We start from the raw sequence: 13735 nt of genomic DNA, 5'->3' as shown, positions 1-13735 counted from the left end.
CTGTTGATCGACTTATGCTTCTTCGCCAAACCAACAGATATTGCGGGCAGCCATGATGAGCTCGCCTGCTTTTTCTTCTGTTAATTCTTCAATATCAATTAAATCGTCAATACCTTGCTCGGCCAAGTCTTCTAAAGTCACTACGCCTTTGCTCGCAAGAACATAAGCTAAATGTCTTTCTAATCCTTCCAATGCTAGTAAATCATCACTTGGCTCTGCACCATCTAACGCTTCTTCCGACGCTAATGCTCTTGTAGAGATTGCCGCCTTTGCACGTTCACGTAATGCTTCAACGATTCCTTCGTCGAAACCTTCTACTGCTAATAGTTCAGATTCTGGGACATAAGCAATCTCTTCTAGCGAAGTGAATCCCTCATCAGCCAATACGGCTGCAAAATCTTTATCTACATCTAGATAAGCCACAAACAAATCAATCACTTTTGCACTTTCAGCTTGGTGTTTTTTGTTCATGTCTTCAACTGTCATTACGTTTAGTTCCCAACCAGTGAGTTGAGTCGCTAAACGTACGTTTTGGCCATTACGACCAATAGCCTGTGCCAAACTGTCAGCTTCTACAGCAATATCCATCGAGTGGTTGTCTTCATCCACAATGATAGATGCAACATCAGCTGGCGCCATGGCATTGATCACATATTGTGCAGGATTATCATCCCACAACACGATATCTACGCGCTCGCCACCTAATTCGTTTGATACGGCTTGTACACGTGCGCCACGCATACCAACACATGCACCAATAGGGTCAATGCGACGATCATTTGATTTCACGGCAATTTTAGCGCGAGCACCTGGATCACGAGCGGCACCCATTACTTCAATCAATTCGTCGTAAATTTCTGGCACTTCAACCCGAAACAGTTCAATCAACATTTCAGCTTTACTGCGCGTTAAAAATAACTGAGCGCCACGCGCCTCTGGACGTACTGAGTACAATAATGCACGCACACGGTCACCAGGACGGAAAGATTCACGGCTGATTAAGTCTTCTTTAAATAACACGCCATCAGCATTGTTACCTAAATCAACAACTACGCTTTCACGGGTGCTTTTCTTAACAACACCAGTAACAATCTCACCTTCACGTTCAATAAATTGTTCAACAATTTGTGCACGTTCAGCTTCACGTACTTTCTGTACGATAACTTGTTTAGCGGTTTGCGTAGTGATACGGTCAAATGCAACTGAGTCGATTTGATCTTCAATAAACTCACCCACTTGAATCTCTGGTTCTTCATAACGAGCGGCTTCAAACGTAATTTCGCTGTATGGGTTTTCCAGAGCTTCACCTTGATCGTCAACCACCATCCAACGACGGAAAGTGTCGTAATGGCCTGTTTTACGATCAATAGCTACGCGAACTTCAATATCGCCTTCATATTTTTTCTTTGTTGCGGTAGCCAGTGCAATTTCTAGCGCTTCGAAAATTTTCTCGCGCGGAAGGCCTTTCTCATTGGAAACCGCTTCTGCGACTAGCAGGATCTCTTTATTCATTTGGTCTTGCCTCGTTCTTCACCTGAAACTATCAAAACTTAGCTATAACGTTGCCTTTACGGATATTATCCAAAGCAACAATCAAGTCTTTACCATCAACGGTGATAGTGAGCATTTGCCCATCAACACTACTGATGACGCCTTTTAAATTACGACTACCGGCAACAGGCATAGTCAATTGTACTTTTGTTTCTTCACCTATATAAGCTCTATATTGCTCGGCAGTAAATAACGGTCTATCTACGCCAGGTGAAGATACTTCTAATGTGTATTCTGTAGAAATAGGGTCTTCAACATCCATAACTGCGCTAACTTGACGACTGGCTTCTGCACAATCTTCAATATTGATGCCATTCTCGTGATCAATAAACACACGAAGAATTGAGTGACGACCAGCTTGAATATACTCAATGCCCCATAGTTTAAAGCCTAGAGCTTCAACAGGTACTGTTAACATTTCAACTAGCTTGGATTCTATTGTTGCCAAAAATGACCCCCAAAAAAACAAAAAAAGGGCTAATAGCCCCATTGCAACCCGCATCTAACACGGATATTTAAAAGTTCATATAACAAAAAACCCCGTAATCACGAGGTTATTTTATTATAAAACCTGTAAATTGTGATTTATTTTCTTACGAAACTAAATCACAAGGAGCTGGTTGCGGGGGCCGGATTTGAACCGACGACCTTCGGGTTATGAGCCCGACGAGCTACCAACTGCTCCACCCCGCGTCAACTGATGCAAGTATATTGATTTACACTATATCTTGCAATAACTAATCAAACTCAATCCATGATTTGTTAGTTTAAATCTGGTGCCGAGAGCGGGACTTGAACCCGCACGTCCGTTAAGACACAGCCACCTCAAGGCTGCGCGTCTACCAATTCCACCACCTCGGCGACACCTGGTATACTAGTCAGGAATTTTCGTTTCTGACTGTTCGGTCTGAACAGGCGCATCATCAATGATTTGCTCTGCTGCTGGACCTAAATCTTTCCACTGATCATTTTGCTCAGTGTGATTAGCGCTTAAATTACCAATCACTAAACTTAATGCAAAAAAGCCAATGGCTAATACTGCAGTACTGCGGGTCAGGAAGTTACCTGAACCACTTGAGCCAAATAGAGTGCCTGAGGCACCGGCTCCGAAAGATGCGCCCATATCGGCACCCTTTCCTTGTTGAATTAAAATTAAGCCTATAAGGCCTAAAGCTACCACCAAGTATACAACTATCAGAACTTCGTACATATAATTACGCGCTCATTGCTATGGTACATAAACTTAAAAACTCACTTGAGTTCAAACTTGCACCGCCAATCAGACCACCATCAACATCAGGCTGGGCAAAGATATCTGCCGCATTGCTTGGGGTGACGCTACCACCGTATAGAATTCTGATATTCTCACCAATAAAGGGAGACACTTCAGAGAGGCGACTGCGAATAAACGCATGTACTTCTTGTGCCTGCTCTGGTGTTGCGCTTTTACCTGTCCCTACAGCCCATAAAGGTTCGTAGGCGATAATTGCGTTATCAAAAGCCATGGTACCGTTTTTTTCAATTACTATATCAAGCTCTTCCGCAATCACCTCAAAGGTACGTCTTGCTTCACGAGCTGGTCCTGATTCACCTACGCATAAAATCGGTGTCAGACCATATTTTTGTGCTGCGGCAAACTTCTCTGCCACGATATTACTCGTCTCTCCGTACATACGGCGACGTTCGGAATGGCCGATAATAACATATCGACATCCAGAATCTTTTAGCATCTGCCCGGATATTTCGCCGGTATATGCACCAAAATCATGTTGACTAAGATTTTGAGCACCCATTCTAACAAGCGCACCGTCTAAGGTTTGCTTATTGGCTTCAAGCAGCTGCCTAACACTTTCAAGATAAATTGAAGGCGGGCATAAAACCACTTCAGCGGAATCATTTTGGAGCTTTGTAGCAAACTTCTTAAATAGTTCTTCTGCTAGTGCTGAATTACCATTCATTTTCCAGTTGCCAGCGACCATAGGACGTCTGAGTGCCATTCACTGTCTCCTCTGAAAGCGGCGTGAATAATAGCGAACCACTTATCAAGTTACAAGAGCTAAAAGGGGAATATTTCACATAAAGTGTCGAAGCGTCTACTTTTTAAGCGAGCAACAACATATCTGAATATTCAAATGATTAACATGCTGCCTTTACCGCGTCAGCAATACGATTTGCATGTGCAAGCACTTGCGGATGATCATCACCTTCAACCATCACTCTGATTAACGGTTCGGTACCCGATTTTCTTAATAAAACGCGTCCGCGAGCACCTAATTGCAACTCAACATCAGCTTGCGCAGATTTCACCGCATCGGTATCTAACGGATTAGAGTCCCCTTCAAAGCGGACATTAACCAATACTTGAGGCAACATCTTCATCGGCTCGGTTAATTGTTCAAGGGATGCATTTTGACGACGCATCGCAGCTAACACTAAAATACCTGCAACAATACCATCACCGGTAGTACCATGATCTAGGTTGAGAATATGACCAGAGTTTTCACCACCTATACGCCATTCATTCTCCCTCAGCATCTCCATGACATACCTGTCACCAACTTTAGAGCGAACAAAAGGAATATCAAGTGCTTGCAGCGCTAAGTCTAAGCCTAAATTAGACATTAACGTGCCGACTACTCCGCCTTTTAAAATACCACGCTTTTGAGCATCTACCGCTAAAATATACAGGATTTGATCACCATCGACTACTTCACCATGGCGATTAACCATCATAATACGATCGCCGTCACCATCGAGTGCAATCCCTAAATCAGCTTTTTCAGCCAATACAGTCTCACAAATCTTAGCCATTGATGTTGCGCCGACTTTATCATTGATATTGAGTCCATCGGGTTTATCTCCAATCGCAATCACGTCAGCACCCAATTCACGGAACACATTAGGAGCTATATGATAAGTTGCGCCATGAGCACAATCGACAACAATTTTTAAACCTTCGAGAGTTTGGTCGGCAGGAAAATTCCCTTTGCAATATTCGATGTAACGTCCTGCAGCATCTTCAATTCGACGAGCCTTGCCTAATAAGTGCGACTCAACACACACTAACGGCTTTTCAAGTTCAGCCTCAATTTCTAATTCAATAGCATCATCAAGCTTACTGCCATCGGTAGAGAAGAATTTGATACCGTTATCATAGTAAGGATTATGCGAAGCACTAATTACGACACCAGCTTCTGCACGAAATGTACGAGTTAAATAAGCAACAGCAGGGGTCGGCATTGGGCCAAGTAATAAAACGTTTAATCCAGCAGCTGATAATCCCGCTTCTAATGCCGATTCAAATAGGTAACCTGAAATACGGGTATCCTTACCAATAATCACTTTTTGAGTGCCATTTCGAGACAATACTCGTCCTGCCGCCCAACCGAGCTTCAATGCTAGTTCAGGGGTCATTTTACCCGCCCCTACTCTGCCGCGAATACCATCGGTTCCAAAAAATTTTCTTTGTTTCACAGGTCCCTTCTTAAGTGATTTCACTGTACTTATAACGTTATGGTGCCGCTGTCACTACAAGTAGGCCATTGTTTCTGACATAACTTTGAGTACATCGACAGTTTCGGGTACATCATGGACTCGAATAATATGTGCACCTTGCTGAGCAGCAATCAATGCCCCAGCGAGACTACCCGCAAGACGCTGATCTGTTTCGCGTGCTAACAGGTCACCAATCATGCTTTTACGTGATAAACCGACCAATAAAGGTAAGTGAAATTCATGTAATTTGGGTAACGCCGCTAATAGGCGGTAATTATGCGCTAAAGTTTTGCCAAAGCCAAAACCTGGATCAAGAATTAAGCGTTCGCGCTCAATTCCGGCGGCTTCGCAGTATGCAATACGCAATTCAAAGAAAGCAGCCACCTCATCAATCACATCTTGATACTCAGGTTCATCTTGCATAGTTTTGGGCTCGCCTTGCATGTGCATCAAGCAAATCGGCACATCTAACGTCGCAGCCATCGCTAAGGCTCCTGGCATTTGTAAGGCACGCACATCATTAATCAAATTAGCTCCAGCATTGACAGCTTGTTCCATCACTTCAGGTTTGCTGGTATCGATTGAAATCCATACGTCGTGTGTTTTAGCGGTATATTCGATAATAGGAATAACCCGAGCAAGCTCCTGCTCAACAGAGACCTCTGCAGCCCCTGGGCGAGTTGACTCACCACCGACATCAATAATTAATGCACCTTGTTCGACCATATAATCAACATGTCGGCAAGCTTGTTCGAAATCGATGTATTCGCCACCATCAGAAAAAGAATCCGGTGTCACGTTTACAATTCCCATCACAACAGGGGCTGATAAGTCGAGCGTTTTATTGGCATGAGTTAATTGAAACAATGGTATTTTCCTACAGTAGATTAAAAACAAGAAAACCCCTTTCGGGGTCTTCTTTATTCACTAAATTATTTATTTAGCTGGTGATTCATCCGCATCATTAGTATCGGCTTTATTATCGACTTTAGTGTCGGTTTTAGCTTCATCTACTGGCGTTTCAACTTCAGATTTAGGCGTGCTATTGCCATTATCTTTATCGTCAGATGATTCATCTTTTTGCCATTCAGCAGGCATACGCACTTCACGGCGGTGCATTAAATCATCAATTTGTAACGAATCAATCGTTTCATACTTCATCAGTGCGTCTTTCATCGCATGTAAAATATCCATATTTTCTGTCAGCATGTTTTGTGCACGTTGATAGTTTTTATCGATAAACATTTTGATTTCTGAATCAATTAATGACGCAGTATCACCTGACATAGCCTTTGATTTACCCATACTGCGACCTAAGAAAACTTCGTTTTCTTCTTCGGCATAGAGTAAAGGACCCAATTTGTCAGAGAAGCCCCATTGCGTAACCATGTTACGTGCAATCGATGTCGCGTATTTAATGTCTTGTGAAGCCCCTGTAGAGACTCGTTCACTTCCGTAAATAAGCTCTTCGGCTAAACGTCCACCGTAAGCAACTGAAATCTGTGATTCCAATTTGCGACGGCTTTGACTCACGGCATCAGCTTCTGGTAAGAAGAACGTCACACCTAAAGCACGACCGCGCGGAATAATTGTCACTTTATGTACAGGGTCATGCTCTGGCACTAAGCAACCAACAATAGCATGTCCGGCTTCATGATAAGCCGTCATCTCTTTGTCTTCTTCAGACATCACCATAGAACGGCGCTCAGCACCCATCATGATTTTGTCTTTAGCACGTTCAAACTCTTCCATACCAACTACACGACGATTACCACGAGCAGCAAACAACGCAGCTTCGTTAACAAGGTTTGCTAAGTCTGCACCAGAAAATCCTGGGGTACCACGAGCAATAACACTTGCTTTAACATCGTCTGATAAAGGCACTTTACGCATGTGTACTTTAAGGATTTGTTCACGACCACGCACATCTGGTAAACCGACAACGACTTGGCGGTCAAATCGACCTGGGCGAAGTAGTGCAGAATCGAGTACGTCTGGACGGTTAGTTGCCGCAATGACAATAACGCCTTCATTACCTTCGAAACCATCCATCTCAACCAATAACTGGTTTAATGTTTGCTCACGTTCATCGTGACCACCACCGACACCTGCGCCACGTTGGCGACCTACAGCATCAATTTCATCGATAAAGATGATACAAGGTGAAGATTTTTTAGCTTGTTCAAACATGTCACGCACACGAGATGCACCAACACCGACAAACATTTCCACAAAATCAGAACCTGAAATGGTAAAGAATGGCACCTTAGATTCACCAGCAATAGCCTTCGCTAGTAAGGTTTTACCTGTACCTGGCTGTCCAACCATTAATACGCCAGTAGGAATACGGCCGCCTAATTTTTGGAATTTAGTAGGGTCACGCAAATAATCAACCAGTTCTTTTACTTCTTCTTTTGCTTCATCACAACCAGCGACATCTGCAAAAGTGGTCTTAATTTGATCTTCGCTCATCAATTTGGCTTTACTCTTACCAAATGACATTGCGCCCTTACCGCCACCACCTTGCATTTGACGCATGAAGAATATCCATACTCCAATCAGCAGTAACATTGGAAACCATGAAATAAAGATTTGAGTTAAGAAACCAGATTCTTCAGCTTCTTGGCCTTTATAGTCAATACCTTTAGTTTGAAGATCATTGATTAAGTCTTGATCATACATAGGCATGATGGTGGTGAACTTCTCGCCGGTACGTTTAGTTCCTTCAATAGTTCGTTGGTCGCTTTTTATTTCGACCTTGTTAACTTGACCATTTCGAACATTGTCCAAAAAGGCGGAATAATCCATCTTCTGCGAATTCGAAGAAGAGGGGGAATAACCCTGGAACACTGACATCAGCACAACAGCGATGACAACCCAGAGTATTAAATTTTTAGCCATGTCACTCAAATTACTCGACCTCTTAAACAGTCCTGCGATTATTAACTTTAGACTACTACAACTTGTAACCAGTCGCCACTAGATAGACTTCTCGAGAGCGCGCTCTAGAGGAGTCTGGTTTACGGGTTTTTACTACTTTGAATGCCTGTTTGACTGTTTTTATGTAGTCGTCAAAGCCCTCCCCCTGAAAGACTTTAACAGCAAAACAGCCGTTAGGCGTCAACACTTGGTGACACATATCTAGCGCTAATTCAACTAAATACATAGCCCTTGGCTGATCAACAGCACCCGAACCACTCATGTTCGGAGCCATATCTGATAGTACCACATCCACTTTATCTTGACCTACTCGCTCAAGCAATGCCTGCAGTACTTTATCCTCTCTAAAATCACCTTGAAGAAAATCAACGCCAACAATTGGATCCATCGGTAAAATGTCACAAGCAATCACTTTACCTTTGTCGCCAGTAAGTTTAGCAGCCACTTGTGACCAACCACCCGGTGCTGCCCCCAAGTCAACTACTGTCATACCCTGTTTTATTAAGTGATCTTTTTCTTGGATCTCTTCTAACTTGAATGCTGCTCGTGAACGTAAGCCACGTTTCTGGGCTAATTTCACATAGTGATCATCAAAGTGTTCTTGCATCCAGCGAGTTGAGCTCGCCGTACGTTTTTTTGTTGTCATTTAAATTCCGCAACGATTCAGAGTTACATAAGCTCTATATAAGGGTAGAATACCCGTTTTTCAACAGTAACTCAGCAAAAGTTGGTACAAATGAACTTAACAACCAAACAAAAACAGCATTTAAAAGGTCTGGCGCACAGTCTAAAACCAGTGGTGCTGCTTGGTGGCAATGGACTAACTGAAGGTGTTCTGGCTGAAATTGATAGCGCTCTTACACATCATGAATTGATTAAAGTGAAAGTAGCCTCTGCAGACAGAGAGCTAAAAAATGCCATCGTTGACGCCATTGTACGTGAAACCCAGTCTACGAAAGTGCAACTTATCGGTCATGTGTTAGTTATTTTCCGTCATTCGGCTGAAATGAAAATTGCTTTGCCTAAAGCCAAATAATTTCGCACCCTTTTATAAAAAGCCGCTGATTTCAGCGGCTTTTTTATTAGAGATGAATTATCGTTAATCAGGGATGATCAGGTATTGGGATAACTTGATAATGCTCAGCCTTTAAGCCTAGAAACTCTGGCAAGGTAGCTCCAATTGAAATCGATGACCAAGTACCGGTTAAAATACCAATAAACATCGCAATAGAAAAACCTTCAAGCGGTGCCCCACCCAAAATCCATAAAGCCACAACTGTTATTAACGTAGTGCCTGATGTGACCATGGTTCTGGAAAAAGTTGATTTAATCGCTAAGTTGTTAATGTTAGTTATATTCCACTGTGGTTTAGCCACTAACTGCTCCCGGATCCTGTCAGCAATAATAATTGAGTCATTGAGCGAATACCCTAAAATTGCCATTATCGCGGCTAATACAGTTAAATTAAATTCCATTTGGCTTAACGCGAAAAAAGCTAACACAAACACTACATCATGTACCAAAGCAAACAGAGCGCCTGAAGCTAAACGCCATTCAAAGCGAAAGCTTAGATACCCCATAATGCATAGCATAGCGACGAGTAAGGCTAAACCACCTTGCTCAACCAACTCTTGCCCCACTTGTGGCCCAACGATACTGCTGTTTAACACGTTGATATCCGTATTTAATGGCGCTAATACTTCAGCCAGTTCTGGGCGTTGATTCTCATCTGGTATATTGGCATATCGTAATACCCAACGGCCTGGTTCACTGGCTGAAATAACACTAACATCTTGTTGGTAAGCGGCGGTCATCAATGGCTGTATCTCACTGGCAGTGATGCGATGGTCCACTTGAATTTCAGTAACCACACCGCCTGTAAAATCTAAGCCCCAATTAAACCCTTTTACTCCTATAACGGTTAATGATAACAGCATTAATACAATCGAGATTAGACTCGATGCGTAACGCCACTTAGTTAAGTATTGCAGCTTGTCTGTTGAATAATTTGTTTGAGTTGAGTTCATAGAGTTACACCTTAATGGCGCGACGAGTGTCACGGCCATAAACTAAGTTGATTAATGCACGCGAAGCAAAAATACCAGTAAACATACTGGTTAATAATCCTAAACCTAAGGTCAAGGCGAAGCCTTGAATAGGACCATTACCAATTGAAAATAACACCACGGCAGTAATCATAGTGGTGAAGTTAGCATCAAAAATAGTTGAAAATGCACTATCAAATCCCACATCAATCGCACTGGCAAAGCTACGACCTTCTGCAAGCTTTTCTTTTATCCGTTCAAATATAAGTACGTTAGTATCGACTGCCATACCGACAGTAAGCACTAACCCCGCAATACCAGGCAAGGTCAATACAGCACCAGGAATAAGTGCTAACAATCCAAATAACATGACCAAATTGGCGATTAATGCCACATTAGCGACCCAGCCTAAACGGCGATACCAACAAGCCATAAACAGTAATGTTGCCGACAAACCTAAAGCGAGCGCAGCAAAACCATTAACAATATTCTCGGCCCCTAAACTAGGTCCAATAGTGCGTTCTTCAACAATAGTCACTGGTGCAGTCATAGAGCCAGCTCTTAATAACAAAGCTAATTGCTGCGCTTCTTGATGGCTGCCTGCTCCAGTGATTTCAAAGCGGTTACCGAGTTGACTCTGAATGGTTGCAACGCTAATAATTTTAGTGGTTTGCTTGGCTTTACCTTGCTGATTTCTGCTGTATTCGCTATAAGCAGTCGCCATAGGTTTACCGATATTATCGCGTGAAAAATCTGACATTAACTTGCCACCTGCCGCATCAAGACTGATATTGACTTTCGCCATACCAAAATCGCCAGTAGTGGCTCGAGCATCAATAATGTGATCGCCACCAAGTACTGGTTTTTTTGACACATAGACAGGCTTATTCTGCTCATCATTCATCACAACAGCATAAAGAGAGTCAGCTTGCACCACTGGATAAAATGCCAAACTAGCGGTTGCACCGATAACATTTTTAGCGGTGGCAGGATCTTGCACTCCTGGTAACTCAATCCTAATCCGGTTCTCTCCTTGACGCTGAACTAGCGCTTCGGTAATACCAAGTTCTTCAATACGGCTGCGCATAATTTGCAAGTTTTGCTGTACAGTTAAGTTGGTTAATTTGAGCTGTTCACTTTGGGAAAGATTGATACTCAAGGTTTGTTGATGGCCTGTGGCTTGCCATTGAGGGTACTGCTGACCAATAAATTGTCTTATTTGACCACGAGCATCATCACTGGCGCTGTTAACCGTCAGTTCCGCTCCAGTGCCAAAACGCACCATTACACCGCTGATATGCTGCTCTCTGACAAATTGCTTTACAGCATCACTCACTAATACGGCTTGGTTTTGAAACACTAAATCAAGATCCACATCCAGTAGAAACTGCACTCCACCGCGTAAATCTAAACCAAGTTTAATCGGTTTAACGCCTAAATTTAATAACCAATCCGGGGCCGCTGGAGCTAACGCTAAGGTCACTTGAGCCTGATGTTCAAACTGTTGTGCTAAGGTCTTTTTAGCTTGGGTTTGCATATCGGGATCATCTAACACCACAAGTAAATTATCTTGTTGCTGCTCGATACGCTTACTGTTTATGCCCGCTTGTTGTAGCACATAGTGAATTTGTTCCACTGTTAGTGATTGAGTCGGTTTAACGGCAAGTTGTACGGCAGGGTCTTCACCATACCAAGATGGCAAAGCACTCATAAATAAGATGATGAGTGTGCTAATTAATAGCCAGTATTTCCACTGAGCATATTGATTTAACGGTTTGGTATTCGATTTTGATTTCATAACACTTGATCTCACTACATCGGGGTAAAACCTCGATAAAAATGTATGTGAGTGATGATAGGTATTGACCCAATTCATCTACCCACAGCAAAACTCATTAGCAAGGCTAATGACATTTTTAATCAATATAATGTAGTTAACAGGTGTGAGCGTGAACGAAAAGTAAATTAGACTCTTTCCAAGCGGAAAGTCTTGAAGGGGCTGAAGCTGTTGATAATACCCAGTCTAATTGCGGACTAAAGTTAATTTGATAACCTATGGTTAAACTCGGTACTGGCGGAGAAACAAATTCATAAGCTAATAGATAATTTGGTTTTAATTCATCCGATTGATATTGAACAATACTGAGGTAACGCGCTGAATAAGTAGGAACAAAATGGATATCGTTTGAACTAGAGTGTTCAGAAACAGAACGTTGAGAGACAGGGTTTGTTGATGAAGGTTCGCCAACGTAGCCCAACAATGTGCTATTAACATCAATAAGCGTATCGGTTAACACAGTTAGTTGATTTGAGTCTACTCGACTGTTAACTAGTGTGTCTATTGAGCTGTCTACTGATTTTACTGACGCCAAGGTGATATTAAGAGGGGCTGAACTTATTGGTTGTTCACAAATCCGATCATCTGTCAGCGTATCCACATTATATGAACAAGAAGTAGACGTAGCAAAAGGCATCGATGCTAAAACTAACATACGGCTATTGAGGAGGAAGATTGAACACAACCCCACAATTACCAGCATTAGTAGTATACGAGCCCATGGAAACGTCATAATGACCTTAATTAATCAAGCAACACAATGTTTAAAATTCAACTTAACATGTCAAAAAGTAGCCTACTAAAATAATCAAAAATACTATCTAATAATAGTCATCTAACAAACTAGTTTTAAAGCGATTTCTTAACGAATGCATTAAATAATATTGTTACTCATACGGTAAAATGTAACAACAATGTAAACTACGTCGATAGTATCTATTGCACCTTTAATCTGCAAATGAATTTTTTTACATCTTTTATCATAGATAGCACATGCACTAGCGTCTGTAATGGATATAAAAAAGCACTAAACAGTATTCTATTTAGTGCTATGTCAGGCTAGTGGTCATTTATATCGGTATCATGTTGAGCATAAAAGTATGATTAATGCCTAAGCAATGAATTTAATTTAATAACTAAAACAGACTGTTAAAAAATCATCACACTTCTTTCTCAACAAACCTAAAGGTATTGGACTTTTACGATTTCATAATCAGTCAATCCACCAGGAGTGGTGATCGATACTTCATCGCCTTCACTTTTGCCAATTAATCCACGTGCAATCGGTGAATTAACAGAAATTAAATTTTGCTTAATGTCAGCTTCGTCATCACCGACTATGCGATACGTCACTTCAGCATCAGTATCTATGTTCAAAATAGTCACTGTTGTGCCGAAAATGACTCGGCCAGTATTTTCTAATTTTGTGACGTCAATAATTTGAGCGTTAGACAACTTGCCTTCGATGTCACGAATACGCGCTTCACAAATACCTTGATCTTCACGGGCTGCATGATATTCAGCATTTTCTTTTAAATCGCCTAATTCGCGTGCTGAAGCAATTGCTTCAGTAATTTTTGGACGACGATCGAACTTTAACAATTCAAGTTCTTTACGTAATTGATCAGCGCCAACTACAGTCATTGGGACCTTACTCATAATGTCTTTGTCTCCTTTAAAAACAAAAGCATCCCGTGCTGACGATAAGTCAACACAGTAAAAATTCAGTTGGAAGTACGCAATCGACTTAGCGTGCGTATCTAGGATGCATCTTTTCGATGATGGCTGACAGCTTACCTAAGCTTTTACAGACTTGCTAGTCATCCATCATCAAAATGTCATAAAAAAGGTCGCCAAAAGGCGACCT

General features: G+C 42.0%; 13 protein-coding genes and 2 tRNA genes. 1 reads left to right on the top strand and 14 read right to left on the bottom strand.

The genetic code is table 11. The features are described 5' to 3' along the window. Positions 1 to 12: 12 nt before the first annotated feature. From nusA to rlmE, 10 genes are all read right to left on the bottom strand, one after another. A complete protein-coding gene (gene nusA, locus H5181_RS03460) occupies positions 13 to 1512 on the bottom strand; it encodes a transcription termination factor NusA (protein ID WP_011636463.1) in 1500 nt (499 codons plus the stop codon). Positions 1513 to 1543: 31 nt separating this feature from the next. Continuing rightward, the gene (gene rimP / locus H5181_RS03455) at positions 1544 to 1999 is read right to left on the bottom strand and encodes a ribosome maturation factor RimP (protein WP_041413431.1); all 456 of its coding nucleotides are present in this window, start codon (positions 1997 to 1999) and stop codon (positions 1544 to 1546) included. A 169-nt stretch (positions 2000 to 2168) separates the two neighbouring features. Then, positions 2169 to 2244: transfer RNA gene (locus tag H5181_RS03450), tRNA-Met, on the bottom strand. 81 nt (positions 2245 to 2325) lie between these two features. Continuing rightward, positions 2326 to 2412: transfer RNA gene (locus H5181_RS03445), tRNA-Leu, on the bottom strand. 13 nt (positions 2413 to 2425) lie between these two features. Beyond that, positions 2426 to 2761 (bottom strand): preprotein translocase subunit SecG, encoded by a 336-nt coding sequence (secG, locus tag H5181_RS03440; protein WP_059746473.1) that lies wholly within the window; start codon positions 2759 to 2761, stop codon positions 2426 to 2428. Positions 2762 to 2765: 4 nt separating this feature from the next. After that, positions 2766 to 3548 (bottom strand): triose-phosphate isomerase, encoded by a 783-nt coding sequence (gene tpiA, locus H5181_RS03435; protein ID WP_011636460.1) that lies wholly within the window; start codon positions 3546 to 3548, stop codon positions 2766 to 2768. 139 nt (positions 3549 to 3687) lie between these two features. Then, positions 3688 to 5025 (bottom strand): phosphoglucosamine mutase, encoded by a 1338-nt coding sequence (gene glmM / locus H5181_RS03430; protein WP_011636459.1) that lies wholly within the window; start codon positions 5023 to 5025, stop codon positions 3688 to 3690. A 54-nt stretch (positions 5026 to 5079) separates the two neighbouring features. Further along, positions 5080 to 5859 carry a dihydropteroate synthase gene (gene folP, locus H5181_RS03425; RefSeq protein WP_404948487.1) on the bottom strand — a complete coding sequence of 260 codons (780 nt, stop codon included), beginning with the start codon at positions 5857 to 5859 and terminating at the stop codon, positions 5080 to 5082. Between the two features lie 123 nt (positions 5860 to 5982). Continuing rightward, complete coding sequence (gene ftsH, locus H5181_RS03420) at positions 5983 to 7956, bottom strand: ATP-dependent zinc metalloprotease FtsH (protein ID WP_011636457.1); 1974 nt, start codon at positions 7954 to 7956, stop codon at positions 5983 to 5985. A gap of 46 nt (positions 7957 to 8002) precedes the next feature. Further along, positions 8003 to 8632 carry a 23S rRNA (uridine(2552)-2'-O)-methyltransferase RlmE gene (rlmE, locus tag H5181_RS03415; RefSeq protein ID WP_011636456.1) on the bottom strand — a complete coding sequence of 210 codons (630 nt, stop codon included), beginning with the start codon at positions 8630 to 8632 and terminating at the stop codon, positions 8003 to 8005. 90 nt (positions 8633 to 8722) lie between these two features. On the opposite strand from rlmE, the gene yhbY reads away from it, so the two are divergent. Continuing rightward, on the top strand, positions 8723 to 9022 hold the full coding sequence (gene yhbY, locus H5181_RS03410) for a ribosome assembly RNA-binding protein YhbY (RefSeq protein ID WP_011636455.1): 300 nt from the start codon (positions 8723 to 8725) through the stop codon (positions 9020 to 9022). 67 nt (positions 9023 to 9089) lie between these two features. On the opposite strand, the gene secF is transcribed toward yhbY, so the two are convergent. The 4 genes from secF to greA form a co-directional block, all read right to left on the bottom strand. After that, a complete protein-coding gene (secF, locus tag H5181_RS03405; protein ID WP_182750234.1) occupies positions 9090 to 10013 on the bottom strand; it encodes a protein translocase subunit SecF in 924 nt (307 codons plus the stop codon). A gap of 4 nt (positions 10014 to 10017) precedes the next feature. Continuing rightward, entirely contained in the window at positions 10018 to 11829 is a 1812-nt protein-coding gene (secD, locus tag H5181_RS03400) for a protein translocase subunit SecD (RefSeq protein WP_182750233.1), read from the bottom strand. 136 nt (positions 11830 to 11965) lie between these two features. Continuing rightward, the gene (locus H5181_RS03395) at positions 11966 to 12601 is read right to left on the bottom strand and encodes a hypothetical protein (protein ID WP_182750232.1); all 636 of its coding nucleotides are present in this window, start codon (positions 12599 to 12601) and stop codon (positions 11966 to 11968) included. 449 nt (positions 12602 to 13050) lie between these two features. Continuing rightward, on the bottom strand, positions 13051 to 13527 hold the full coding sequence (gene greA, locus H5181_RS03390; RefSeq protein ID WP_011636451.1) for a transcription elongation factor GreA: 477 nt from the start codon (positions 13525 to 13527) through the stop codon (positions 13051 to 13053). Between the last annotated feature and the right edge of the window lie 208 nt (positions 13528 to 13735).

This window comes from Shewanella sp. SG44-2, assembly GCF_014164215.1.
GTDB classification, from domain to species: Bacteria; Pseudomonadota; Gammaproteobacteria; order Enterobacterales; family Shewanellaceae; genus Shewanella; species Shewanella frigidimarina.
This window is presented reverse-complemented; position numbering and strand designations above follow the sequence as displayed.